Annotated in this window: 18 protein-coding genes and 1 pseudogene; 4 read left to right on the top strand and 15 right to left on the bottom strand. The window is 41.3% G+C overall.

Annotated features, from left to right (window positions below):
- Positions 1–25: 25 nt before the first annotated feature.
- From ACJJIB_RS14490 to ACJJIB_RS14480, 3 genes are all read right to left on the bottom strand, one after another.
- Positions 26–1000 (bottom strand): hypothetical protein, encoded by a 975-nt coding sequence (locus ACJJIB_RS14490; protein ID WP_444886609.1) that lies wholly within the window; start codon positions 998–1000, stop codon positions 26–28.
- 32 nt (positions 1001–1032) lie between these two features.
- Complete coding sequence (locus ACJJIB_RS14485) at positions 1033–2493, bottom strand: DKNYY domain-containing protein (protein WP_444886608.1); 1461 nt, start codon at positions 2491–2493, stop codon at positions 1033–1035.
- Between the two features lie 855 nt (positions 2494–3348).
- Positions 3349–4746 carry an amidase family protein gene (locus ACJJIB_RS14480; RefSeq protein ID WP_444886607.1) on the bottom strand — a complete coding sequence of 466 codons (1398 nt, stop codon included), beginning with the start codon at positions 4744–4746 and terminating at the stop codon, positions 3349–3351.
- Positions 4747–4979: 233 nt separating this feature from the next.
- Here ACJJIB_RS14480 and ACJJIB_RS14475 point away from each other — a divergent pair, with 233 nt between their 5' ends.
- The 3 genes and pseudogenes from ACJJIB_RS14475 to ACJJIB_RS14465 all read left to right on the top strand — a co-directional run.
- Positions 4980–5399: a DUF2267 domain-containing protein gene (locus tag ACJJIB_RS14475; protein WP_444886606.1), complete on the top strand. Its 420-nt coding sequence runs from the start codon at positions 4980–4982 to the stop codon at positions 5397–5399.
- Positions 5400–5888: 489 nt separating this feature from the next.
- Positions 5889–6737, top strand: a complete 849-nt coding sequence (locus tag ACJJIB_RS14470) for a TolB-like translocation protein (RefSeq protein ID WP_444886605.1) — start codon at positions 5889–5891, stop codon at positions 6735–6737.
- Between the two features lie 172 nt (positions 6738–6909).
- Positions 6910–7241 (top strand): annotated as a pseudogene (locus ACJJIB_RS14465) (IS30 family transposase); the annotation flags it as partial.
- Here ACJJIB_RS14465 and ACJJIB_RS14460 read toward each other — a convergent pair.
- From ACJJIB_RS14460 to tkt, 5 genes are all read right to left on the bottom strand, one after another.
- A complete protein-coding gene (locus ACJJIB_RS14460) occupies positions 7219–7710 on the bottom strand; it encodes a TlpA family protein disulfide reductase (RefSeq protein WP_444886604.1) in 492 nt (163 codons plus the stop codon). The pseudogene ACJJIB_RS14465 and the gene ACJJIB_RS14460 sit on opposite strands and share 23 nt — an antisense overlap.
- Positions 7710–9818, bottom strand: a complete 2109-nt coding sequence (locus tag ACJJIB_RS14455; protein WP_444886603.1) for a TonB-dependent receptor plug domain-containing protein — start codon at positions 9816–9818, stop codon at positions 7710–7712. Before ACJJIB_RS14455 ends, ACJJIB_RS14460 begins: the two co-directional genes overlap by 1 nt.
- A gap of 410 nt (positions 9819–10228) precedes the next feature.
- Complete coding sequence (locus ACJJIB_RS14450; protein ID WP_444886602.1) at positions 10229–10828, bottom strand: DUF4360 domain-containing protein; 600 nt, start codon at positions 10826–10828, stop codon at positions 10229–10231.
- A gap of 1153 nt (positions 10829–11981) precedes the next feature.
- Positions 11982–12491, bottom strand: a complete 510-nt coding sequence (locus tag ACJJIB_RS14445; RefSeq protein ID WP_444886601.1) for an ester cyclase — start codon at positions 12489–12491, stop codon at positions 11982–11984.
- A gap of 384 nt (positions 12492–12875) precedes the next feature.
- Complete coding sequence (tkt, locus tag ACJJIB_RS14440) at positions 12876–14876, bottom strand: transketolase (RefSeq protein WP_444886600.1); 2001 nt, start codon at positions 14874–14876, stop codon at positions 12876–12878.
- A 529-nt stretch (positions 14877–15405) separates the two neighbouring features.
- Between tkt and ACJJIB_RS14435 the strand changes: the two genes are divergently transcribed.
- Positions 15406–16701 carry a hypothetical protein gene (locus ACJJIB_RS14435; RefSeq protein ID WP_444886599.1) on the top strand — a complete coding sequence of 432 codons (1296 nt, stop codon included), beginning with the start codon at positions 15406–15408 and terminating at the stop codon, positions 16699–16701.
- Between the two features lie 353 nt (positions 16702–17054).
- Here the strand turns inward: ACJJIB_RS14435 and ACJJIB_RS14430 are convergent, their stop codons facing one another.
- The 7 genes from ACJJIB_RS14430 to ACJJIB_RS14400 form a co-directional block, all read right to left on the bottom strand.
- Positions 17055–17771, bottom strand: a complete 717-nt coding sequence (locus ACJJIB_RS14430; RefSeq protein ID WP_444886598.1) for a LytR/AlgR family response regulator transcription factor — start codon at positions 17769–17771, stop codon at positions 17055–17057.
- Between the two features lie 3 nt (positions 17772–17774).
- Positions 17775–18860 (bottom strand): sensor histidine kinase, encoded by a 1086-nt coding sequence (locus ACJJIB_RS14425; protein WP_444886597.1) that lies wholly within the window; start codon positions 18858–18860, stop codon positions 17775–17777.
- Between the two features lie 65 nt (positions 18861–18925).
- Positions 18926–20353 (bottom strand): alpha/beta hydrolase family protein, encoded by a 1428-nt coding sequence (locus ACJJIB_RS14420; protein WP_444886596.1) that lies wholly within the window; start codon positions 20351–20353, stop codon positions 18926–18928.
- A 452-nt stretch (positions 20354–20805) separates the two neighbouring features.
- On the bottom strand, positions 20806–22236 hold the full coding sequence (locus ACJJIB_RS14415) for an alpha/beta hydrolase family protein (protein WP_444886595.1): 1431 nt from the start codon (positions 22234–22236) through the stop codon (positions 20806–20808).
- A 320-nt stretch (positions 22237–22556) separates the two neighbouring features.
- Positions 22557–23087 (bottom strand): MaoC/PaaZ C-terminal domain-containing protein, encoded by a 531-nt coding sequence (locus ACJJIB_RS14410; protein WP_252082173.1) that lies wholly within the window; start codon positions 23085–23087, stop codon positions 22557–22559.
- A gap of 22 nt (positions 23088–23109) precedes the next feature.
- Complete coding sequence (locus tag ACJJIB_RS14405; RefSeq protein WP_444886594.1) at positions 23110–23958, bottom strand: HpcH/HpaI aldolase/citrate lyase family protein; 849 nt, start codon at positions 23956–23958, stop codon at positions 23110–23112.
- An 8-nt stretch (positions 23959–23966) separates the two neighbouring features.
- Positions 23967–25280: an acetyl-CoA hydrolase/transferase family protein gene (locus tag ACJJIB_RS14400; RefSeq protein WP_444886593.1), complete on the bottom strand. Its 1314-nt coding sequence runs from the start codon at positions 25278–25280 to the stop codon at positions 23967–23969.
- Positions 25281–25967: the final 687 nt, after the last annotated feature.

The following is a 25967-nucleotide window of genomic DNA, read 5'->3' as shown; positions in this document are numbered from 1 at the left end:
CTAACAGTCTTTAAAATATTTTTTATTAGCAGTCAATCCATTTTCCGCCAAATTTTACTCGACAGTTAAAGTTGACACTTGAACTTGTAGAAGATTGATTGAACTTGAAGTCAGATGCCTTACACTCCGCACTGTTTGATGTCCATCGAGGTGGCTCAGAGCGAGTTAATAACTCCACTGGTATGTTATTTTCTCTGTCTTTTATTGTAACGATACAGCTATCAGTATTCTTGAGAGCTTGATTTTTTTCAGCTTTTGTTATGATTTCGTAAGATTTTCCTTTTGTTGGAGTGAAGGTAAAAATATTACGACAACTGACAACGTAATTTGAAGATGCCTCAGTGGCTCTTATAGCGAAGGTTGCCGGTTGGCCTGCCTTTATAGAAAAAATATCTTTTGATAGGTGGGGCACTGTAAAATTCTGATGTCCACCTTTACAGTTTTCATAATTGTCATAAATCAAGGCGCTAAATATAGGATATGTGGCTCTGGATTTCCCGGAGTAGTCAAATCGGATAGTTGCACTATCCGTCTTGTTATACTGGATGAAATCTTTAGATTTAGCAGTTTCTGCTGTTGAAAGGTCGGCAGACTCTTTGTATCTGGATCTCAGTAGTTGCTTTTCAATTTCAGGGTATTGAACCTCCCTAAAGGAGTTAGTAGATACGAGCTTTCCTGAAGGCATTTGAGTATGTTTCTGATGAAATTCAAAGTAATAGGTTTTTCCGGGCTCGATAGTGGCTTCTACAAATCTACCATTGGCTTTTATTTTGTGCGTTCCGGGTGGTAAGTGGATCCAAGAATAGCCAAAATCATATAGTTTTACTGCAATTTTATCATTGACCGTAAATTCAGTAGGATATCCACCATTCAGATAAACATCTCCCCGCATTAAATATACTAGTGCTTTATCTCCTTCTGGAGTCGGCGCTGGGACATACGCCGGCCCTAGGGCGCAGGCAGTAAGCAATAAAATAGGGAGGATAAAAAAAATTTTCATAGAATACTCTTAATACTTATCTAGGTAGAATTTTATCTTGTGAATTTTCTTTTCAATTCACTTTTAACTTCATTGTCAATTAGTTCTATGTAATAGATTGGGAGTCCATTTTTATCATAAATCGAGAAGTATGTGACTTCTTTGTTATTTGGTAAGGTGTATTTGTATTGCCAAATGCCATCTTTAAAGTCGACCTCTACATTGTGTTCTTTAATCAGGTTTTGTGAACTGGGCGATAAGCTAAAGCGCTCCCTGCATAAGCCAAGTTTAAAAAGACATTTCTCTTTGGAGTACTGTTTTGTAGTCCTGCGGCTGGTGTACCTTTTAATATCTTGAAGGATGGCTCCAGATGAAGATCGAACTTGTTTGCCAACTCCAGGCATATTTCTTTTAAATATGTCAAAGGTATAAATATCTTCATCAACTGATTTTAATACGTAGACTTCACTATCTGCATGTCTGTCAATGGAGGACTCTAGATGATAAGAGTAGCCATTTTTTAGAGATTGCAGATCAATCTTTGATACATCTTCAGGGTGAAGAATAATATTTTTATATTTGGACGCAAGTTGATTGAGAGTATTTCTGTAGCTTTTCTTAACTTTTTCTTTCTTATTTTTTTTTGATTTGTAAATGTTTTCAGCAATTTTAGATCCGTACTTGTGGGCGTCAAGTAAAGACATATCATAAAAGGATTTTCTTTTGCTGATATTATTGCAGTCAATCACCGTGTTTTTAAAGTAACAGTTGTTTTTATCCTGTGCATGATTGAATCCACCTTTTGGTGATGCTTTAAATGTTTTAGGATCTGCTTCAGGTATTATTTTATCTTGCCAGAAAACATTTTTAGTGTCTGAAGCATAATAAGGATTTATAATTTTAAGGTTCTTTGTGAGAAGGTTCGGTACTTTTTTTCCTTGATGGTAGACGCACATGGAGTCCATGGACCAAAACTGATAATACTTCCTGGGGAGTTTGAAAGAGCTTTTGTTGCATGTATCTATACGCTCTCCATTCAAGTAAATGTTTTTGTTATCCTCAGCAAAATTTGACATTATACCAGCTTTAATTACTTTGAATGTTTTTGCGTCAGCGCCTTCTATTTCTATGCCATAAAAAAATACTGAATCTGAGTCTTTAGCATATATATCGTTTAATAGTCTGAAGCTTACGGGATCAGCTTTGGGTATTGGAATACCCTTGTAGTATACGTTATCAAAATCCTTACCATAGAATCTTAAATCTATGCTTTTTATTGTGTTGATATCTGCACTAAATATATGCCTCCTTCTAAGATGTACTGGAGATTCCGATGAATTAACCCAATAGGCCTTATTGTTTTCAACGATATAAGGTTTGAAGATTTCTATATCTTGTGTAAGCTGAGCACACGAAGATATCAGGAATCCAAAAAAAATAGTAGCTAAGAATGATACTTGGGTTGGTGATTTGTATTTTTTAATACAGGGGCGGTACTTCTTAATAAGGAACATCAATACTTCTTATTGGTAAGGTTGTGATTTTGATAGACAGATATCGTTAGCATCTATTATATTATATTTCCAGGGTAAGCTCCAGGCCCGATACTGGTTTCTCTACAGTAAGTGTCAAATATCAAAGAGAGACTGAAATACTTTCAATTTAATAAGAAATCTATGGTTGATTTTCATTCAGAATCGCAAGAAGCCTATATGCTTAAACACAGCCTGAAAGGCGTTGTAAGACATGTGGGATAACTGTCGAGAACAATTTGTTTTCGTCTGTTATTTTATATTTCTGTTTATTGTTTGTCATTCCTTATCCTGAATTGAAGCTAACAGATTTCTTCGGGGTCCTGCTATCTCACTTTTATTTTAGTTTAATAATTAATACAAGTTGTCGTTTTTTATTAAACATATAACTCATCTAATCGATGAAGTTATTTTCCATTAGGCGTCAGTGTGGGCTCAAGTATAGTTTAGAAAAATTTTTTAATGAGCAGTTCATTTAAGGATATTCATATCTTGAGAGTAAATCAAATACAGATTGATAAATAAGATTTTACGTGGCCACGCGCATAAATAAGTGGGGATTTGATATCTGTATCAAATATTTAATTACTTTATTTGTGTCGGTAGTTAGAATCAAAATTAGTAGGTAGTTTTGAGTGCCTTGAACATAATAATGGGAAATTAATCGTTAACAGTTATGAAAATCATGCATCCAACAGTTACATAGCAGAGTTTAGGATTATCATATTGTCTCTTCAGCCCATAACGAATTTTTCAAGCTGCTTTCAAAGTTTTGGAAAGATAGGGCCAGTACTTTAACAGTTCTCTTTTTAATAGTATGCTTGTGTGACTTATAATTCACTTCAGGCTATTCGTCACCAGTGTTGGTATCTGAAGCTCAATTTCCTTTGCTATGGCGAGAAGTGTTGAGTCGGCGCCGGGCACTCCATCCAGTTCCAGACCTACCGGTAAGCCATTATTGCCTCGCCCAATAGGAATGCTTATTCCGGGAGCACCGGTGACTGCTGCTGTGGCATTGTTGTGTATGAGTGTGTCCAGAGTTGGAAGTATTTTTCCGTTTAGTTCAAGTTGGTCTGATGAAGTACTAATAGATTGAGCTTCGATCGGTGCTGTAGGGAATACAATCGCATCTAGTTGGTGCTGCTGGATGATTTTTAGGTAGTTGTCGCGTACTCCAGGCATCTTCTTTAAAGCGGTTTGATAGTCGGCATTTGATGGTGCCTTGGGGCCGAGTACTGACTCCTGATAGACAGCCTTTACATCATTACTTTTGATCATTGCAACCAACTCAGCCAGTTGGGTATTAGGCTGGTAGCTCGCCAGAAATTGGGTCATAGCGGTTTTCATTTGATGAAATCCGATAGGAAACCCAACATCAAGGACTGCGCTCACTAACGAGGATAAATCGATTTCTATTAGGGTGGTTCCCGCGGAGCTAAGGGAATGTAACGCAGCTTTAAAAGCTTGGTATACACCTGGTGAGAGATTATCAAATAACGGGTGGGCAAGCCCAAGGCGCAGCTGATTAAGTGGCTTTGCCTGGGGTAGGGCAGACCCGGTTAATATCTCATACAGATAAGCGGTATCCTCTACATTGGCGGCCATGGGGCCAGGGGTATCAAACGCTGGTACAGAGGGCACTATTCCCTCGGTACTCAGGCAGCCAGTGGATGGTCGAAAGCCCACAATTCCCGTGAGGGCTGCTGGCAGCCTGATTGAACCGGCGGTATCTGTGCCCAGGCCTGCAGATACGATCCCGGCGGCAATGGCTACTGCTGTTCCCCCGGATGAACCACCTGGAAAGCAGGATTTATCCCAAGGATTCCTGACGGCACCATAGGCGGCGTTATTCGAGGTTACGCCGAAGGCGAGTTCGTGCAAATTGGTTTTGCCAATGACGATAGCTCCGGCCTTCTCTAGACTCTCAATTATTGGGGCAGAAGTCTTGGCCTGGAAGTTCATACCAGGTGTGCCCGCAGTCGTTTGAAAACCTCTCACATTGATATTGTCTTTGACAACGATAGGGATGCCAGCAAGTGGCCAGTTATTGCTGCTTTCTTTCAGCTCGTTATCAATGCGCTGTGCTTTCTGTAATGCGCCTTGCCTATCCAGGCAGATAAAAGCATCCAGATCTGAGTGGGCCACCGCATTATCGCAGGCATCTTCAATTAAGGATGTCGCTGTGATCTTCCTTTTGCGGGCCATTTCAGAGAACTGGCGTAGAGACGTTGTCATGATTTGGTTTTTATGAAAATTTGAATCAATCTTAGTACATGTCAGTCATAATCCTGCACACTTAAGGTTATGAATTATGATAGACAGCGTGTTTGGTTGCCATACATGATTAATCGTTAGGAAAAAACATCAGATCATTATAAGTATAGAATACATCAATCACGCTACTTCAGTAGTGTTTGATATAAGGTGTTAATCGTAATTAATATTAATCAGGATTAGTAAAACTAATTATGACTGTGCCATTGGAATATGAGAAAGCATCTGAAAATTTTTTTGAATATTTAGTTGATGCTCGAGATATAGCTGGGCTTTGGAGTACACATGTTACCTATACAATGACACAGGGCGTTTTTCATGTGTTCCGCCGTCGAATTTCTACAGCCGATGCTATTGCGTTTTCCAATGTCTTACCCGTTTGCCTGAGATCTTTGTTTGTGGCCGACTGGGATGTTAACGAAGAAAAGAAAGACTTTGATAGTGTTGAGGAAATGACCAGGGAGGTGCGGTTATTACGAGGAGAGCTTAATTTTTCAACAGTTACAGCAATTAAAGATGTTGCTAAAGCTTTACGGAAACATGTGGATGAAGAGGTATTTGATGAGTTGCTTTTAAAGCTTCCGGATGGGGCCTTTGAGTTTTGGCGACCCTAAGCGGGTAGATGCCCATAAGGAGGGTGGGAAAGTCTATACACATTGAGTCCGCTTTACGGTTTGGTGAGTTCTATGGATTTTTATTGCATTCAGAGGATATGACTACTGTATGACTATTGGATAAGGCGATGCAATTGCCTGAAGGACACAAAATAGCAGAGTAAATTTTACGAGGAAGAAATCGCTGAAGTAGAGGCTGGCCACAAAGTAAAAAGTATAGAAATCCTGATACAGGGAGAATGGTGGATTGGAAACAGTTGAGGAGCCTATGGAGGTTGATCCGTATTGTTATTGCTTCTTGAGCTTACCACTGCCCATAACTGAAAGCCTGCCTAAGAGGGTGGTATTTGTATATATTTTATACATGCAGTGAGCTGATTGCCGCCATCAGAATAAGAATCAGGCAAAATTCACAAGGACGTCAGGCGCTATATAGCCAAGTTGATTACAGTGATTGCCAGTTACCCCTTGATCAAATAAGGATAAGTCATGAGGCATCGTTCTACGTCAGTCATTTTACTTTCCCTGCTAACTCTAAGTGGTACCAGCTATAGCAAGGATACCCCAGTAGTGCTTGAAGGCCCTTACCTTGGACAGAAGCCACCTGGGCTGACTCCACAACTGTTCGCCCCTAAGCCTTCGAAAGAGTATCGTGACTGGGGCGGTTACTTCACGCCCGATATGAAAGAGTACTACGTTACAAGAAGATATCACCAAAGTGGCAAGTCCTCGAAAGTTGTATTCAAGCTTGAGAATAATCGATGGCATGAGTCTGAAGTGGCCTGGGGCGGCTCCATCTCACCGGATGGTCAAACGATGTATGCTAGAAATCAATATAGAGAGCGTACCGCTAATGGTTGGTCAGAGCTTAAAAGTCTTGGTTCACAATTTGAAGACATTCGTATTATGCGCCTTACTGCTTCTGCGAAAGGAACCTTTGTATTTGATGAGGTAGGTCAAAACGGCGATGGTATTCTTCGCTATTCACGACTGTTAGATGGTAAGCGTGAAACGCCAAAGCCTTTTGGCCAACAGATAAACATGGGCAAGTGGACTGCTCACCCCTTTATTGCCCCTGATGAGTCTTACATCATCTGGGATAGTGAAAGAGAGGGCGGATATGGTGATAGCGACATGTATATTAGCTTTCGCCAGCAGGATGGCTCATGGGGTGAAGCTATTAACTTTGGTGATAAAATCAATACAGAGGGGGAAGATGGTGGGGGATATGTAACACCAGACGGAAAATATCTTTTCTACTGTCGTCGTTGTACCCCCCCGAATTTTGAAATAATGTGGGTAGATGCACAGTATATAGAGACTCTTAGGCCCAAATAAATTCTATAGTATTAAATCTGGAGTGACGCTCAAAGATAATAAATCTTCTGCGAGAGCTATCTATTTCTAGAGGTAAAGTATCCGGCCATTTAACTACGCAAGTCGAATGAAGATTGATTTTAATTTGGCTGCAAACTTAATTGACTTTCTTAGTGCGGACAAGGCTAAATAATTACCATTCGACAATGGTCTTGAATTCTCTGATTATGAAAGGATTACAGAAGATTTAGAGGTCAATATATATTTTGCCCACCTATATTCATCATGGTGGGGATTAACGAAAACACTAACGGCTTTATTCGACAGTATTTCCCAAAGGATGCCGACTTAAATAAAATAACAGACGAGTAGGTTCAATTTGTAATGGATCGTCTGAATAGTAAACCTAGAGAGAGCCGGGGTGACAGGTCACCGAATGAGTTATTTAAGGAACAGCAAGATGATCTACTACAGCATAAGGAATTGCAGTTATTAATTGAAATCAAGAAGTATTACTACAGGTAAAACCAAAGCTTTGTTCCAGGATTGGCTGCAGTTGCTCATCAGGAATATAACCCCTGAGCCGGCGCAGTGGCTTGCCATTGGGTGCTATTAGAAAACTGAAGGGGGTGCCGGGAGTTTCACCCAGCACCTGTTGGAGTTTTCGATTCGCCTGGAACATGGGAAATTCCGGGCGCAATTTTCGATACTCAGCCAATAGTGCTTTGCGCGATCCGTTAATACCCAGGGCAAGTGGCTGGAACTGTTGTGAACACTTGTGTGTAAGCCGGTTGAGTGCTCGAACCTGACGAAAGCACCAGGGGCAGTCGGGTTCTACCAGTACCATCAGGCTTGGCTTGTCTTTGAAGTGCTGCAAGTTGATACGCTCAGGCCCGGCAAGGCTGCGCAATTTAAAATCGAATAGGGAAGTGGGAACTTCAGTCGCGCCAGTCGGCGCGAACAGAATTGTGAAGAGTAGGAGCCAGACTCGCATTACAGGTTCCAGTCGAAGCCCAGGTAGAATTCACGGCCGCGTAGGGGACCATAGATATAGGCTACGTCATAGGCACCACTGGCATCCCAGAACAGAGGGGTTTCCCCTTCCTCGACTTGGGTGTAATCCGTGAGATTGTTGCCGCCCAGGTACAGACTGAGGTTTTCACTCATATCAAAGGTCAATTTCATATCCAGTGTCCAATAGGCGTCTGCGTTTGTACTCTTTAACGAGACGTCGCCCAATTGGTTAAAGCCCTCATAGCCAAATTCATTCAAGTCGCGGGCGCCTACCCAGATGGCGCTAGCGTATAGCATCCAGTAATCGGCTTTGTAATCCAGATTGAATAGCGCACGTTGCTCCACTGGGGCAATGGCAAAGGATTCCCGGAAAACATCGTCGTAATCGTAGGTCTCCAGAGTGCCGCCAATAGATAGATTGTCGTTCAGCGCATAACTGAGAGTAATGTCGGCAGCGCCTACAGAGGCACTTTCCTGCATTTGGCTAAGCAGTGGTACCCCGTCCTCGGTTTCACTTAATGCCGCGAGGTTATCTACTTCGGTAAATGCCAATGACAGGGTACTGTTAAGGCGCTCTCCTTCGAAGCTCAGCGCATAAGTTGCAGATAGAGACTTCTCCAGACTTTCAATGTCGATGGCAAAGCCATCTCCGGCATCCAGGATGCCGTGATCCGTTTCGAAAAAGGATAGGGGGGCTCGGTAGCCTCGCCCCATCGCTACGCGAGAGGTCCATTGATTGTCGTGCAGGTAGCGCAGGTCTATACGCGGGGCCACCACAGTTTCATCGATCTCAGAACCGGGTTTTTGCTTGGCGACGAAATCGGCTTTGGCATTATCCAGGCGTATGGCGAGTGCCAACTCAAGATCTGGTGACACTGTCCAGGTATCCTGCAGGTAAAGGCCGGTAGTTTGGTAGTCGAAACTATCTTCGATGTAGTTGTCGCTTTCCGCCCCTGCAGCAGAGTCGGAGCGCATGGATTCATCGCGAAGGTCGACACCAAACGTCAGCATATGCTGGTCATTCAGGATCAGGTTGTTGCGCAGGTCGAAGTAATTGAGCGTGTCGGTAGCGCTATAGTCGAACCCCTCATAAAAGGAGTCCTGTCTATGCTCAGACCAGGCAATTGTCAGCAAAGTGTTATAGGACTCGTTAAATTCGTGTAGCCAGCTGCCGGAAATTTCACTGCGGGTGGTGGTTATCCATTCGGTAGTTTCCCAAGGTTTACCGATATATTGCTGTCGCACATCGTCGTCGACAAATAAGTGGTCAGACTCCACACCATCGTATCCATGCAAGACTGAACCAATACTGTCTCCCTGGGGGCCGCCAAAAATATTGGAGTCGGTGTAGGCCGTGCGCAGGATCAGGTTGTCCCGTTCACCCAGGTCTTGCGAGAGACGCACCACGTAACTGGTATTTTCTTGTAAGGGCGCTTCGCTGACGCCGTTATCATCGTTGTCCATCTGGTGATGTTTGTCATCCTGGATGACCAGCGATGTGCGGGTACGTTCATCATCGCTCAGATAGCCTGCCATCAAGCCAAGAAAATAACTGTCGTTGTCCTCCATGGAGGCATTTATATTGACGCCAGTTTCTTCTATCTCCTTGGAAATCACATTGATGGTTCCGCCGATTGCTTCGGGTGCCAGCAGTGATGCGCCAGCACCGCGGGCCACTTCGATACGTGAGATGCCGGTGGTGGCCAGTGCATCTACCGCGTAGTAGCCAGCCATCATCGTGTGTAAGAGAACGCCGTCGGTGAGGATGGTGGAATGCTCCCCACGCATACCATTCAGCATTACCCGCTTGACCCCGCACATAGAACACTCATTGGAAACCCGTACACCGGGGGATTTCTCAATGGCATCCGTTAGGTTTACCGCTTGTTGGGACTTGATCAGGCTCTCGTCTACGACTTCAGTCTTCTGTATGGCGTCCAAAAGAGCGCCGCGCTCATACAATCGCTGGCGGACACCTATCACTAGGGTCTCCTCCATTACAGCGTTTTGTCCGGAAGACGCGTCATTGGCAAAAGAGGCAGGGATTGCTGAGGAGAGGGCGATGGCAATCAAGCTTTTGCGAAGCATGGGTGATTCCCCAGAAGTGAATTCATCTCATATGGTAATGATTCGCATTTGCAGTGCAAGTGAGCAAAGGTAGTAGTTTTTTGCGTCTTGAGGGTTGGAGGGGGAGGGGCTATGACTAGTGCCGTTCAGGTAGCTCGTTGTTCAATAATTGAAAAATGGTCGAAATATCAGATAAAACCATCAGTATGAATTTCGATCTGCTGATTGGGTTGGCTGGTCAATTATTGAAAGTAAGAAGTAGATAGCTATAGACTGTCTATATTTAACTTTGCTTCAGTAAATAACTTAATAAGTCTGAATAATTAATCGATAAATAACGGTAGATATTGATATTGCTATGTAAATCAAGAATTTTATTTTAATAAATACTCCCCACCTTATTAAGGGGGGAGTGAATACAATTGCTCTAATTATTCATCACAAGGAATAATTTGGATATTTAAAAGCAACTGTGCTCCAACATCGGCAGAGCGTAAAGAAAATAGGCTATCGGCGCCGATTACTGTTGCAACGGTATCTGCTCTCGCAATAAGGGCCTCCCCATCGCACCCGGAATAGTAGGCAAATGGTGGGCGATCATTTAGGATAAAGTTCTCAAAGCCAGAGCTATTCCAGTTATTGTCATGGCTCGGTCCTTGACTGCCAGAAAAAAAGTATTCTCTATGGAAATTGATAAGTGATCCATCGGCAGAAAATACTGTACCACGCCAATCAATATCTAGTATCCCTACTGAAAATCCAGGTTCTACACTTAAAGGTATTGCCAAGTTACAATCAGAGCTAGCAATTGGATTTGAAGAATTTGTAACGGCGCTATATTTACTGAAAAGTATAGCGATATTTTTATTATCATCTGTTGCCGTAGCCGTTACTGACCCTACAGGGCAGCCTGTACCATTAACGGCGACTTCTCCAATCTCGATTTGTTGACCATCAATTAGTAAAGTTTTTGCCAAAGTGGGGATAGAAAAGATTGAAAAAAGTGTGAGTGCTAGAATTCTATTAAGCATTGATACTCTCCATTCCTTGAAAAGTGTGAGTGGTTAATCTTTGTAAGTTCTATGTGTTAATTCCCAATTAATCGTTCTGTTGCTGGCGTCTCCCAATGAATTAGTTTGCTCATACTGCAAAATTCATATTTGCAATGTCAATTGGTTGCAGACGTAATCATTGGTGGTGGTTTAGCTTTGAATATGTTTGTGAGCCGGGTCACGATTGAGTTCAATGATAATTTATTAATGCGATAGGGTTAGTGATGTTATTGTCTGAGGTTGTGTGTGGTTAATTATAGGGGGCGAAAAAGATGTGTCAGCGAGCGCGCTGGAATATCTATATAGATGGTGTTTCTATGGGGGCATTAATGTTTTTTAATTGATGGTTTAATGGCTTGTTGTGGGTTGTAGGGTTTGTTGTAAGAGAGTTAGTTTATAGTGTGGGCCTTTTGATAATGATATTTTTTAGGGTTTTAATCGTGGTGAGATGAAACGCTCGATACTAAATAGTTTGTAGGTGGTAATTAAATTCCTTTTGATCGATGGGATAATGCCGATTAAATTAAAATAACTAAATGCAGTGCTGAATCTTGTAGCTTCGATCTGAAGTATCATTCAGATGCCGCTTTCGTAATGAAATTTTAGTAGTAAGTTGCTGATCTTATGGATGTAAGATCCCCCTTTGTTTAAAGGGGAAATTAAGTAACCAAATTATTTTAGAATTAAATATAGTAGTTCTAAGAAAGAACTCTGCAAAGACTGCTACTCCTCCGAATCTGGTGATTCAGGGTTTTCTTTCTTTGAAGCTTCAGCCAGAATTTTTCTTCCTCTATTCGCGATCTTCTCGGCTTCTTTGCTTGGATCACGGTTCCATCGCTTAGGGATCTTATCCCAGTCACTATATATGGTAAAAGGAAGCAAAGACTAAAACAGGTGTTTTCATTGGGAGTCTCAAGATGAATCAACTCAAGGTGGCTGTTATTGAGTGGTTGTAATTATTTTGAAATCTTTGCCGTCTAAGTTTGAACTTAAATTTAGACGGCGATGGCTGCTGTGCAAGTTATTTGGCTGAACTTGAAAGCTAAATCCATTCAAGTGAAAGCCAATTGGTAAACCTCCAGATTTTGTTAGCGGGACTTGAGGTGCTTTATTTTATTGGGGTTTATAATAGCTATTTCAATACTCCAATCTGTTTCAAGAAATCATATTTGTCCCAGGTCACCCAGGTTTCTAGTATTTTTCCATCCTTGATTTTAACAAACTCTACGGCATCCCAGGTGATGGTTTTATTTGTTGGAGTTTCTCCCATAAATGATCCTGTGTGATTGGCGCTAACTTTTACATGGGTTGCGACAAGATCTCCCTCGGCGACCTGCATTGAATCAATCAGTTTTACATTTTTGAAGGCCGTATGAAATTTGGCGACTTCGGCTTTGAATTCCTTTAAATTACGTTTTTGTGAGCCGATACTCAAATTTGTGGCCGAGTCTAGATTGTTGATATAGTTAGGTGCCAAAATTGAATCAGGATTGACCTTTGACCCACTGTGCCATAGGTCGGCTGCCTGCATGGCAGTTTTTTTATTTTCTTCAAGGTTATTTGATTGGGCAATCGCACTGCAGGCAATACCTAACAGCAAGAAAGTTACAGTTAGTGCCAAAGAGTAAGGGTGCTTGGACATCTAAATTCTCCCAATGTAAAGTTTTTTACCTGATAGGCTGGTTAGCTGTGAAAATGATAGGTCCTAAATAGCTTTAGAGTATGGAGGCAAACTTGGGGATTTGTAGCGTGAGCAGGTAATTTGGCAACTTTCACTTCATTGTAAGGTAGTTAGGTTATAAAAATTTCACGAATACAGACAAGAAAAATTGTGCGAGTGCCAAAAGGAGGATGGGATAATCTGAATAGATATTGATTCGACTAAAACAAGATGATTGAACTTTTTTAGTTATGAAAAATAACTTTGAAATACAGAGGTATTGATGGCCAATGACTCGATGAAATATTTGCCCTTTTAATGGTCGGCACCGAATTTTCTTTAGAAAGGGTTTACTCCCATACTAAATTACTTCAGCAGCCTCTCGATACTTTCAATAACTTTCTCAGCTGTAAACTCAAAGTACTGCATGACTTCCTGGCCGGGTGCAGATTTGCCAAAGTTATCCATTCCGATGATTTCACCGTCAAAGCCTACGAACTTGTGCCAATAGTCTTTATGACTAGCCTCTTCCACCACCCGGACGCGGAGAGTACTAGGGAGAACTGATTCACGGTACGGTTCTTCCTGTTCCAAAAAGGTTTCTATGCAAGGCATGGACACAACCCGAATTCTCTTGCTAGTGAGCTTCCTTTTAGCAGCTATGGCCTGCTCGACTTCAGAGCCGGTCGCAATAATGATTGCCTCAGGAGCGCCTTCGCAGTCGGACAGTACATAACCACCTTTTTCAATTTGCGCTATCTGCGTGGTATTTCGTTCCTGCGGAGCTAAATCCTGACGACTGAATACTAGTGCAGTGGGTCCCTCTTTGCGTGTAATAGCCATCTTCCAGCTTACCGCTGATTCCGTAGTATCACAGGGGCGCCAAGTGTGTAGATTCGGTGTAGAACGCAAGGCGCTGAGTTGCTCCACCGGCTGATGAGTTGGGCCGTTTTCACCTATTCCGATGGAGTCATGGGTATAGACGAATATAACTTGTTGCTTCATTAATGCCGCCATACGCACGGCATTTCGAGCATACTCCATAAAAACCAAAAAGGTAGCACCATAAGGTATAAAACCTCCGTGCAGGGCAATGCCATTCATTATGGCGCTCATACCAAATTCACGAACTCCGTAGTGTATATAGTTGCCTGAAGCATCTTTCTTATTCAATCTTTTAGAACCGGACCATAGGCTAAAACAAGGGCTGGCTAAATCGGCTGAACCACCCAGAAGTTCGGGTAACAGAGGCCCGTAAACATTCAGTGTATTCTGGCTCGCTTTACGAGATGGGATTCTTAGTGCATCTTTTTGACATTGCTTAATGTAGCTATCGGCTTTTACCAGGAAATCTGGTGGAAGTTTTCCACTCTGACGACGCACAAACTCGAATGCCATCTCAGGATACTCCTCACGGTATTTAGCGAAGAGACTCTTCCACTCCTTCTCTAATGCTTTACCTTTAGACCTTTGATCCCAATATGCATAGATATCTTCAGGGATCTTAAAAGGAGGGTGGTCCCAACCAATCGTTTTGCGAACGAGAGCTATTTCCTCCTCCCCGAGTGGTTGACCATGGCATTCCTTTCGGCCTTGCTTATTCGGGGAGCCGAAGCCGATCACGGTTTTACAGCAAATAATGGTGGGCTTATCAGAACATGAATGGGCTTTTTCAATTGCTGCTTTAATCGCAATTGCGTCATGGCCGTCAACATTAGGGATGACGTGCCAATGGTAGGACTCGAAACGCTTGGGTGTATCGTCAGTAAACCAACCTTCAATCTGCCCATCGTCAGAAATGCCGTTGTCGTCATAGAATGCGATCAACTTGCCCAAGCCTAAAGTACCAGCCAGAGAGCATACTTCATGGGATATGCCTTCCATCAGGCATCCATCCCCCATAAATACATAGGTGTGGTGATTGATCAACTTATAGCCAGGGCGGTTAAATTGAGCCGCCAGTACTTTTTCCGCCAGGGCCATACCTACGGCATTAGCAACCCCCTGGCCTAGGGGGCCTGTGGTAGCCTCAACACCAGGTGTGCAACCATATTCCGGGTGGCCCGGGGTCTTGGAGTGCAATTGGCAGAAATTCATCAGTTCTTCGATTGATAAGTCGTAGCCGCAAAGGTGCAACAGGGCATACAACAGTATGGAACCGTGCCCATTAGAGAGGACAAAGCGATCACGGTTAGGCCAATTCGGGTTAGCTGGGTTGTGCTTTAGGTAATCGTTCCATAAGACCTCCGCAACGTCTGCCATACCCATAGGTGTACCAGGGTGCCCGCTATTAGCTTTTTGGACTGCATCCATGGATAAAGCACGAATCGCATTGGCCATGCTTCTTCTATAAGGAGAGGAGACCATGTAAATGTACTCTGGTGCTTTGAAAGCTGAAGCATCACCTTTGCAAAAGGAGATCCCCAACTTAATAAGTGACAAACTAGTAATATAATAATTTTACAGTTTAATTTCCTATAACATAAACAATGAGCAATTTGTTGGTCTTTGCAAAAGATATTGACCTGCATTTGGCGGCATTAGTGATGATAAGGAGTTATTTGCGTCTTTACAAAAATAGCCTGTTTTTCAAGAAATTTACAATCTAAAGAATTGTAATAATCATGATAAAAAGAAATAAAGGTTGTATTTTAAAGATCTGTTGTGGATTACATATCTTGAAATATCTCTACCACCGGGATCATTACTAAATTTCTTGGGGGAAAGTTAGTGTATATGTCAACGAGTAAGAAAAGTCTAATTGCATACTATGTTTTATTCAGCGATCTGTTGATGCTCCTGGAATAAATAAGGCTAACTAAAGATCAATAGTTGTTGATTTACATGTCTCCATCATAAAGGTTAGAGGCAATGTTATGAATACAAGGTATTTTCAATGAGTCCAGAACCATTTTCGAGAGAGCTTGGGCCCCAAGAAGCATTATTTATTGAAATGAATAGGTTATCTCGTGGTGGCCTGCAATTTGTTTCTTTTATAAAAGTCTGTGAGCCCTTGCAAATGGAGTCCTTGCGTGAGGGGTTGGCTTACTTGCATAAGCGTCATCCATTTTTGAGGGCGCGTGTAAAAAGGGGTGAGCGATTAAGGTGGGTTTGTGATGTTGATTTTGTTGATGTGCCAATAGAAGTAACTCTAATTGTTGATCAGCTTGATTTGGAGAAAGAGTTTAGGGACCTTGCTGAGATCTTCATTAAAACTGAGGAGCATGTATATAGATTAAGGGTATATACAAATAAACAAGGCTTTGTTGATTGGATTTGTTTTATAAATATACATGCCATACTTGATGGCAGATCCCTCATGACGCTATTCTCTGATCTTGACAAGTTCCTATGCCTTCATGAAAAGCCAAGGCATGAAGTTAAATCACTCCCTTTGCTAAATAGTATTGCTAGTCAACTAGAGGCTTCTGGATATTGTGGTGAGAAGAAGTTTGAGCATCAAATAGAAGGGGGAAGCCGTTGGGCGGTTGAGAAGAAAGCGTCAGTCGCTGATAGAAGAGCCTGTGCTAAATCATATTTAGTATCACCAAAAAAAATTGAAAGACTAGCTAGTTTAGCTAAAAAAAATCAGATTAAGCTAACGGCGCTTTATTGTGCTGTTGCATCAGTTGCTGCTCGGGTTATGCCGGCGTGTGGAAATTTGCCAGAAGTTATTTTCACGATGGATGCTCGACTATTGTGCAACCCTATTATCCCGAGTGATCATGTTGGTTCATTTTCAGAAACTGCCAGCCTAAAATTACCACCAAACGCAACAAGCTCCGATATTTTTGAGGTAGCCAAGCTTTTGAACAATGAGATTAATTTAGTGCTTCTCAAACAAAAACCAATGACAAAAAGCCTAAGATCTGACTATAGCATGGAGGAGGTCACCCGTATGGCTGCTGAGGTCACTGCGCCGAAAGAATGCTTTCCTGCAGGTATTCTTGTTTCAAATGTAGGGAATATGCGCCTTCTTGCTAATGAAATGCGATATTTTGAAATTCGAAAAGGGATGATTAGTTTAAAAACTGCAATTAACCCCTTAATGATTATAAATTATACGACTTATCGCAACTCGGCTTTTGTATTTGGTTATTGTGAGCCTTTGATTAGCGAAGATAGTATCTCTGCGTATATTGATGAATATATGGGTATCATTAACAGATTGATCTCTAATGTTAAATGTTAGTTTAATATAGCGTCTAGCAAACTGTTGGTCAGTTGATTAACTGAAATATTTTCCGAAGTATAAGTATCAGTCAAATTGCAATGCCATCTATTGAACACGATAATTTGATGATTTAGCCCTACAGGTCTGATTGATTAAATGGTTAATAGTATGATTCGTTGATAGGGTATATATCAGAAAATCTGAGATGTAGCTAAGTCGCAGAGTTCGAGCATATAATTTTAATATGAGTGAATCTATCGTAGTTAAGACTTGGCTTGACCGTACACTTTATTTAAATGGGAAATGATCCTACCAAGTCTGAACTAATCTAACTGATACTTTACTCCACTGCTATTTTTTAGGCCTGAATCTTAGAGGCTTAACATTTCACGTAGCCGAGTGGCTGGCCGTCTGGCAACTTCTATTTCTTTCCCATCGGTCATGGTTATTATTAATCCACTATTAACCCACGATTCTATATTCTCAATAAAGTTTAGATTGATAATTTGTTGTCGATTTGCACGGAAGAATACTTCTGGATTTAATCGTTGTTCAATTTTAGTTAGAGATTTATAGATGAAAGGCTTGCTGTCATCGAAAAATACTTGAGCATGGTTGCCGCAGTTTTCAAAGTATCGAATTTTTCCAATTTCGATTAACCAGCAACGCTCCCCATCCTTGATAAATATTTTATTGTTGGAGTCTAAATAGCTTGTTGAGCTATTTGTGTGCTCGGTGGGTGTTTCACTTGACGTCTTATCGAGAGCTTTCTTTAGTTTTTCAGGATTTATGGGTTTAAGTAGATAATCCAGTGCATTTACTTCAAAAGCTTGTATGGCGTATTCGTCATAAGCTGTTGTAAAAATAACCTGAGGTGTGAAATCCAGTTTTTCAAGTATGTCAAAGCCATTGCCATCAGGAAGATTGATATCCAAGAATACTAAATCAGGCTTTTCCTCTGATATAAGGAGAATAGCTTCTTCACAGTTTTTTGCTTCTGCTATTAAGTTTATATTCTTATAAGGTTTGAGTAACTCTCTTAATTCATTGCGTGCGAGTCGAGAATCTTCAACGATAATGGCTTTCACTTCTTATACCACTAATTGTAAGGGAGAGGAGGGAATATGGCACCGGGCAACTACCTGGGAGCCCTGCTGTTCAATTCCAAAATATGTCTTGTCTCCATATTGTATGGTTAACCTTTTTTGTATATTGATTAACCCCAGGCCGGTATTACCACTCTCTTTGGTTGACTCTCTGATGAGAGTACCTGGATTTATCACAGTGATTACCATATGATTGTCTTCTTTGGTGATTTTAACCACTAGTTCACCGCCTTGTTTACATTTTTCTATTCCATGGCGAACGGCATTCTCGGCAAGCAGCTGGATTAGGAGTGGAGGTATCCGCTCTCCCATTAAATCTTCGTTAACTTCCAATGTGAAAGACAATCGATCTTCATATTGTATTTTCAGAAGTTCGATATACTGACAAACGATTTCCAATTCATCTCTTAATGTTACAGTTTTATGCTTATGGGCCATTAACGTATAACGTAAAAGGTCAGACAAGTTCGTCAACATATCCCTGGATTTAGCTGTGTCTTCAAGGATTAGCCCTCGAATATTATTGAGCCCATTGAATAGAAAGTGAGGATTTAACTGCCCCATTAGAGCGCTCAACTTTACTTCGTTCAGCTGTAATTTAAGTTGTGTTGCATCATGTTCAGTTTTGCGCAGTCGCTCTTGATTCACTACGGTGACGTATATAAAAGTCCAGCTGAGCATTAGTAAAATAAAGAAAAGCCAATTGTCTAGAACAGCTCCCCAAAATGAGGGTGGAACTTCATGCCCAACAAATAAGTAGTAATAAAATACAAAGCTAGTAGCAATATAGGTGCCAATAGCTCCAATGAATATGCCCACTAAAAGAAAATATGCCCATTGTTGATACCAACTTTTCTCAAAAAGTTCATATCGATATAAGACTTCCCGAATGAACAAAGTGGAAAGCCCAGCTGTAAATGCTAGAGCTGTAATGTGTATCACAATTTTATCAATGTGGTTCTGAAATAGAAGCCCTAAAGAGAAAACATTAACTAAAGAGAATATCAACCAGCCACCAAAATTGTAGGCCAAAAATTTTGCCGATGGCGTAGGGGATTTCAAAAGATTCATAGTTTAAACATCTAAGTAAGATGGCTCCTAAATCAGGAGCCATGTCTTGGCATTCTTATCAAGTATCAGAAGCGTTCATTCAGCCATGAGGACATTACTTCGAGTGCAATAGGTGAAAAGCTCTCCTCTAGTTCGGCATACTCTGAAAATGAGCCTTTATTGGCTATTTGAAAAAGATGGTTCATTTTGTTCAGCTCGATAGTTTTAAAGTCTTTATGTCCAGCACTGCTCAATATTGATTGTATATTACCTAGATTCATTTTTGCATCAACCTGGTAGTCAAGTGAGCCAGTAAGAGCCAGAAGTGGTGACTTTGTTTGTTTCAAATAAGGTTCAGGATTGAACTTAACAAAATAACGGAACCAAGGAGTAGTATACTGCTTCTTTAGTTGTTCAACCTGAGCATCCAACTCCTCTTCCTGAGCGCCTTCGAGCTTCACGCTTTCATAAAGCAGCTCATGAATCTCATCATTAAGACTTTCATTCATTCCGAGTTGAGCAATTCTTTCAAAAATCTCCTTATCCAACTGGCTAAGTCTTTTCATATTTTGTTCAGGTAAGTTATTGAACTTACGATTTCGGTTCCACTGATCAACCAGTAGTTCAGGTATTTTAACCCCTGGTCCAGCGAGTAAGATGGTAAATCCAATATCACTTCGACTACTGGCAACCATGGGAGCTATCATACCGCCTTCGCTGTGTCCAATTAATCCAACTTTACCCTTTGGGAGATCTTTACGGCTGTTTAAATAATCTACAGCTGCGTTAGCATCGCGGGCGAAATCCTTGCTGGTTGCTGCTTGAAAATCACCACTTGAGCCGCCAATACCGCGGTCGTCATAGCGAAATACTGCATATCCTTGCCGTGTCAAATGATCGGCGATTACCGCAAATGGCTTATGGCCAAACAGCGTTTCATCTCGGTCTTGAGGCCCAGAACCACTGATAAGAACAGCAGTTGCTTTGACATTTGACTTTGGTTTAGTCAGTGTTCCCGAAATGATATTGTCTGTTGCAGCATTCTTAAAGCTTACTTCCTCTATAGTATACGGAAATGGGCCCTTTGGTGTTTGGGGTCGCTTACTAGTCCTGTTCTTTGTGTCTTCAGATGCCCGGCTAAAGTTCAGAGGCGATGTCACTTCCTGGCTGATAGATCCAAACACAAGATCAACTGCTGCACTGTAAGTGCCTTTGTAGTTAATCTGTAAGTCTTCTACTTCGAAAGTGATATTGCTGTCCCGAATTTCCAGCATAGATATTTCTACTCCCTTAGCCCCAAGGGAGGGGCTATCTAAGGAGCCTTTCCACATACCGTTATCTTCTTCCAGGTGAATGATTACAGGTATATTCTTTTCACCATTAACCTGGGCTACGGACCTCCAAGCACCCTCTAAACCTGAAGCCATTACATTGGTTGATATTAAGCCAGCTGCGAGAATTACTGTTTTCAAGTGCCACTTGGCTTCTGCAAAGAGTGTTTTGATAGGCTGCATTTGTGCTCTTCCTGTACCTACTTGTTGAATGGTTGATATTCTACCTGTCGATTAGCCTGGTGTTATGAATTTAGTAGGAGCGGCTTCCTGAGGGGATGAATGGTAGGGAGGGGCGTTGAACGGATTAGGGTTACTCTAGATAGGAAATTCAAACAGATATCTTGCTCATAAAATGGTAGACCATAGATTTGAGACTAGGGTGCAAAGTATTCTAGTTTTGCTATGATCGATTTCTCTATAAGGAGATTAGACAGCCGAAGGATCTTTGGGGGGGGCTAATTATCAGCTCCAGTATGGGTCGTTTATTATCAATATGTATCAGGTGTTAGCAATAAATTTCATTCTTTAGGTTAATCTAACTATACCCGCTCGATTTGATTTTTAATTAAATAGCATTTCGTTTGAGTGTAATAAAATGGCTCCTAAATTGGAGCCATTAATTCTAGTCAAATCTAGATTTTGAATCGTTCGTTTAACCAGTCAGAAATTACACTTAATGCTTTTGGCGAAAAGCTTTCTTTTATTTCAGCATACTCAGTACTTGAACCTTTGTTAGCTATTTGAAAAAGATGATTCATTCTGTCAAGTTCAATGACCGTAAAATCTTTATGTCCGGTTCTATTTAACACTGATTGTATATTACCTAAATTCATTTTTGCATCAACTTGAAAGTCTAAAGAACCATTAAGAGCCAATAGCGGAGCTTTTATTTGTTCTAAATAGAATTCTGGATTGAACTTTAAGTAATCACGAAATATCAAAAGAGAGTACTCTTTCTTTACCTCTTCAAATTGGGTATTTATGTCCTCTTTGGGCACCCCCTCAAGCCTGATGCTGGAATAAATAAGATCCTCAATGGCATCATTAAGCGGTTCATTTAATTCAAGATTACCAATTTTCTCTAGGATTTCCTTATCTAACTCTTTGAGTTTGTTTAATATTTCTTCGGATAAACCATTAAATTTACGACCACGGTACAACTGATCAACAAGCACAGTTGGTATTTTAACTGCAGGTCCAGCAAGTAAAATGGCAAATGCAATATCATCACGCCTACTGGCAACCATAGGAGCTATCATACCGCCTTCACTGTGGCCAATTAAGCCAGTTTTACCCTGGGGTAGGTCGCTACGGCTGTTTAAATAGTCAACAGCTGCGCTGGTGTCACTTGCGAAGTCTTTAGTAGTTGCTGTTTGATGGCTACCACTAGATCCACCAACCCCTCGGTCATCGTAGCGTAATACTGCATATCCTTGCCGGGTTAAGTGATCGGCTATTACGGCAAAAGGTTTATGTCCATAAAGAGATTCATCTCTATCTTGGGGTCCAGTACCACTGATAAGAACAGCTGTAGCTTTAATTCTGGATGTTGGCTTGGTTAAAGTTCCCGAAATTATATTGCTTGTCTCTTTATTTTTAAAATTGACATCTTCAATAATATATGGAATAGATTTTTTTTGTGTTTGTGAATGGTTGCTAGAACCACCAATATAGTCATTTATTCTGCTAAAAAGTGTAAGATGTGGTGCGCCTTTTTTAATGTTTGCGCCAGCGATTAGGTCTACCTGATTAATGTAACTTCCCTCATATTTGATATCTAGGGCTTCTACCTCGAAAGCAATTCTATTATCTGCAACTTCCAGCCCCGTAATATCTATTTTCATCTCCTCTAAAGATGGGCTATTTAATACGCCAGTCCATTCACCGCTATTCTCCTCTAGTTGAATCACTATTGGTATGATCTTCTCATCATTTGTTTTAAGCATCGATCTCCAGTCGCCTTCAATGTCAGTGGCCATAGCATTGGAAGTTAATAAAGCGGCTAGGATTAATGACTTTAATCGCCACTTGGTAACTCTAAATTTCGTTTTGATCGTTTGCATCAGTAATTATTCCATAGGGTTAGTTGAATGGCTGGCATTCTAGATGTTGATTAACTTTGTGCAGTTAATTTAGTAGGGGAGGTTTTATATAATGGATGAGCGGTAAAGAAAGATGATGAATGGCTAGGTCCTGCGCAAAAGTAAACAGGTTCTATCGTGCTCATTTACATTGAGCAATGTCCTTTCAGCTTGTTTTTGTTCGTTAGGCGAAAGATGGTTCTGTGTAGACGGTCAGTTTTAGCAGTTGAGCATACAGCATAAGTAGCTCAAAAGGACCACTCTTACTGTCAATCTCTCTAAAAGTCAGGGGAATCTCGGAGTTATTCTGAGGCTTCGTCAATGTTATAGTTTGGTGAGTGTCCTTTCTTATACACTAATACTGTTCTCATAAAGCGCATAAATAGTTCGCCATCTTGCTTGAAGCCACGAGTCTCAACCGTCACTATTCCCTGAGTGGGGCGGGAATGTGATTCTCGTTTAGATAGGATCTCACTCTCTGCGTAGATGGTGTCCCCCTCAAAAACAGGTTTCAGTAGCTGTACCTTATCCCACTCTAAATTGGCTACTACCTTCTTGCTGATAGTGTTTACTGTCATACCAGTTATAATCGCCAGGGTTAAAGTACTATCCACTAGCGGTAACTGCCACTCGGTTTTTTGTGCATAGTGGGCGTCAAAGTGTAACTGTGCCGTATTCATTGTTAATAGTGTCATCCAGGTATTGTCTGTTCGAGTTAATGTCCTACCTGGACGATGTTCAATGATCATACCTTCTGTGAAGTCTTCGAAGTAAAATCCAAAGTCTTCCCGGTAGCGATTATCGTTAATTTTTTTATATGGCTGGAATTGCATGACCACCACTTCCCTTTAAGTTTTAGCTAAGTTTATTGAATATAGAGATAACTTGCTTTGCTTTGGAGTAAACCGGTACATCAATCATCTCCCCTTGGTATTGACAGGCTTTACCCTTTGAATTGTTATAGATTTCTACTATTTTCTCTGCTTTTTCGTATTGTTCTTGAGTAGGCTTAAAAGAGGACTTGATAGCAGAAATTTGTTTGGGGTGAATGGCGGCCTTGCCATTGAATCCCATCCCCTTAACGATATTTAGTTCTTTATTTAGCCCATCTTCATTATTGAAATCAAAATAGGGGGAGTCAAAGCAGGCCAGATTGTTTGCCGCTGAAGCTTCCACGATTTTACTACGTGCAGAGCTTAGGGCGTTTATTGAGTTGTCACAATTGAGGTCGCTGGCATAGTCTGCGGCACCAAACATTAAGGCCTGCAGTTTTTTGGGGCTGTCCTTAACAATATTGTGGATATTCATTGTTCCACAGGCAGTTTCGATTAAAGCAATAATGGCTATGTCTGTATAAGTTTGAGCGAGGAGTTTACCAAGTTGTTGGATATCATTAGGAGACTCTGTCTTTGGGTAAAGTACAGCGTCGATTTGTAACTTGGTTGTAGTAATGGCAAGTATGTCTTTTAATCCTTCATTGCTCGTTAGGTGGTTGATTCGAATAATGTTGGCAGTATTGTCGCTTTGGATCTTGGAACAGTAGTGAATAGCATTGTCTCTGGCTAATTGCTTATCACTAGCAGGTACACTGTCTTCGAGATCAATAATAATTGCGCTGGCTTCTACCTCTGTTGCTTTCTGAAAAAGATTAGGCTTATTACCTGGCGTAAAAAGCAGTGCAGGATGAATGTATAGGTTGATCATAAGGTTGTTTAGATAAAGTTGTGTTCTTTAGCCTGCTTTATCAGGTTGTCTCTAAAGTCTGGGTGTGCAATGTTAATTAGGGCATGTGTGCGTTCTGTGGTTGACTTACCCATAAGCTGGCAGTAACCGTACTCAGTAACGACATAGTCAACATCCAGTCTAGAGTCTGTTGTGATTGTATTTAGGCGCGGTACAACCCGGGAAATTTTCCCTCCCTGTGCCGTAGAACTACTCGCCAATATGGTTTTACCATTTCTTGAGTAATATACGCCTCTGATAAAATCCAATTGTCCACCCACCCCAGAGAATTGATGATCGATAAATTCTGCATTTACTTGCCCATTGAAATCGATCTCAATAAAGGAATTGACTGAGATCATGTTGTCAATTTGAGCAATAGTTTGTGGTTCATTCACGTAGGAGACTGGAAGGCAGGCCATTGAAGGGTTGTTATCAATAAAGTCATAGAGTGTCCTATCCCCTATGGCAAAGGTGAACACATTGAGGTGGGTGTTTAGTTTTTTGCATGAATTATTAACCGCACCAGATTTGATTAAGTCTATCATTCCGGAGGTGATGACCTCTGTATGTATCCCTAGATCCTTCTTGTTTCTCAGCTGCTCGCACACGGCATTGGGAACACCTCCAATCCCCATTTGAATTGTGGCTCCATCGGGTATTAGCGGTGCAATATAATCGCTAATTTTCTTATCCAGTTCAGAGGTTTCTCTTTGCGGTTCTTCAATTAATGGAGTGTCGTTTTCTATAATTGCATCTACCTCACTAATGTGAAGTAAAGTGCCCCCAGAAGTTCTCGGCATGTTTTTGTTGACTTCAACGATGAGTTGGTCTGCATGTCTGGATAACTCAATCGCATAATCTCCACTAGTACCAAAATTGAAATATCCATATTTATCCATTGGGGATACAGTTACGAGGAAAGCATCTAGATTCACTTGCCTTTTTATAATTTCCGGGTATCGACTAAAAGAAATGGGAACATAATTGATATACTTCTTTCCTTTGGCGAAGCCTTTCTTTGCAAGCTTGACCTCGTCTTTGGTAAGCATGGATGAGAAGGGTCTGACGCGATCTAGCAAGTCCTCCTGAAAGATTGTTTTCATCGCGACACCGCCACAACGCATGTAATAAACCATGAGTTTTTTTATGTCGCCTGTCCGAACCCGGTTTTCTAAAGCTTTAAGTAAAGCTGGCGGGGTTGCTACGCGCATACCCATGGAGATGATACTCTCGCTGGGGATAGAGGCTACGGCATTATCGGCTGTGGTTAGCTTTCTGTGGTATTGATCTTCGTGATTCATAGTGGCTAAATTTTCGGTGCCTTAGGTGGGTTCTTGCCGTGTTTTTGGTGGATTTATTGTCTTCCGTGAGCCTTGACTTTTATATGTAGGGTTTGAAATATTTTTAATAAAGTAGATTTCGTAAGGTTTAAATTATACTTTTGACCTGTTGGGGAAGATGAATATTCTGCAGGTTTACCTTGCCTTGCTACGCATCTATGCCATTGTTCCAGGGCATTATAGGTGACATTTAGAGGGCTAAGATCGATCAAGTGATATATTGGGGTTGTTTCGCGACTATTTTTCTAGAAACTGTTTCAAAGCTTCTTTAGATTAAATGATTTGCAGGCAATATAGAAAAATGCTCTTTAAGTAGATACATAGCAATTCTACCTGCCGACCAAGCGACGGCAGTTTCTTTGTCATGTTAAAGTTCGCCCAACCTTACTGCGTCGCACATACCTTCTAAAGCTTCTGCCATGTTGTTTCAAAGCTATCCTCCTATTCCTGCGGTGAGGGCAAAACATGCCAATTTTATGGCGGGCAGGCTGTATCGTAACGGATTCCCAATCCGGAGCTTTGTTGTACGAACAGGCGTCATTTCTTTGTTTTCTATCTTGCCCCTGAGTGCAAAATCCACAAGAGATCTTCAAAATAAACAGAGTTATCAACGAGGTTGGGACTACCTTTGTCACGTTTTAGTTGGGG

Source organism: Microbulbifer mixtoriginis (SeqCode), from assembly GCF_052467705.1.
Note: the sequence above shows the minus strand (reverse complement) of the source record. Positions and strands in the feature narration are given on the sequence as shown.

Coding starts and splice junctions, on each gene's coding strand:
- ACJJIB_RS14490 (WP_444886609.1), bottom strand. CDS start 1,000: ATGAAAATTTTTTTTATCCTCCCTATTTTATTGCTTACTGCCTGCGCC.
- ACJJIB_RS14485 (WP_444886608.1), bottom strand. CDS start 2,493: ATGTTCCTTATTAAGAAGTACCGCCCCTGTATTAAAAAATACAAATCA.
- ACJJIB_RS14480 (WP_444886607.1), bottom strand. CDS start 4,746: ATGACAACGTCTCTACGCCAGTTCTCTGAAATGGCCCGCAAAAGGAAG.
- ACJJIB_RS14475 (WP_444886606.1), top strand. CDS start 4,980: ATGACTGTGCCATTGGAATATGAGAAAGCATCTGAAAATTTTTTTGAA.
- ACJJIB_RS14470 (WP_444886605.1), top strand. CDS start 5,889: ATGAGGCATCGTTCTACGTCAGTCATTTTACTTTCCCTGCTAACTCTA.
- ACJJIB_RS14460 (WP_444886604.1), bottom strand. CDS start 7,710: ATGCGAGTCTGGCTCCTACTCTTCACAATTCTGTTCGCGCCGACTGGC.
- ACJJIB_RS14455 (WP_444886603.1), bottom strand. CDS start 9,818: ATGCTTCGCAAAAGCTTGATTGCCATCGCCCTCTCCTCAGCAATCCCT.
- ACJJIB_RS14450 (WP_444886602.1), bottom strand. CDS start 10,828: ATGCTTAATAGAATTCTAGCACTCACACTTTTTTCAATCTTTTCTATC.
- ACJJIB_RS14445 (WP_444886601.1), bottom strand. CDS start 12,491: ATGTCCAAGCACCCTTACTCTTTGGCACTAACTGTAACTTTCTTGCTG.
- tkt (WP_444886600.1), bottom strand. CDS start 14,876: ATGGTCTCCTCTCCTTATAGAAGAAGCATGGCCAATGCGATTCGTGCT.
- ACJJIB_RS14435 (WP_444886599.1), top strand. CDS start 15,406: ATGAGTCCAGAACCATTTTCGAGAGAGCTTGGGCCCCAAGAAGCATTA.
- ACJJIB_RS14425 (WP_444886597.1), bottom strand. CDS start 18,860: ATGAATCTTTTGAAATCCCCTACGCCATCGGCAAAATTTTTGGCCTAC.
- ACJJIB_RS14420 (WP_444886596.1), bottom strand. CDS start 20,353: ATGCAGCCTATCAAAACACTCTTTGCAGAAGCCAAGTGGCACTTGAAA.
- ACJJIB_RS14415 (WP_444886595.1), bottom strand. CDS start 22,236: ATGCAAACGATCAAAACGAAATTTAGAGTTACCAAGTGGCGATTAAAG.
- ACJJIB_RS14410 (WP_252082173.1), bottom strand. CDS start 23,087: ATGCAATTCCAGCCATATAAAAAAATTAACGATAATCGCTACCGGGAA.
- ACJJIB_RS14405 (WP_444886594.1), bottom strand. CDS start 23,958: ATGATCAACCTATACATTCATCCTGCACTGCTTTTTACGCCAGGTAAT.
- ACJJIB_RS14400 (WP_444886593.1), bottom strand. CDS start 25,280: ATGAATCACGAAGATCAATACCACAGAAAGCTAACCACAGCCGATAAT.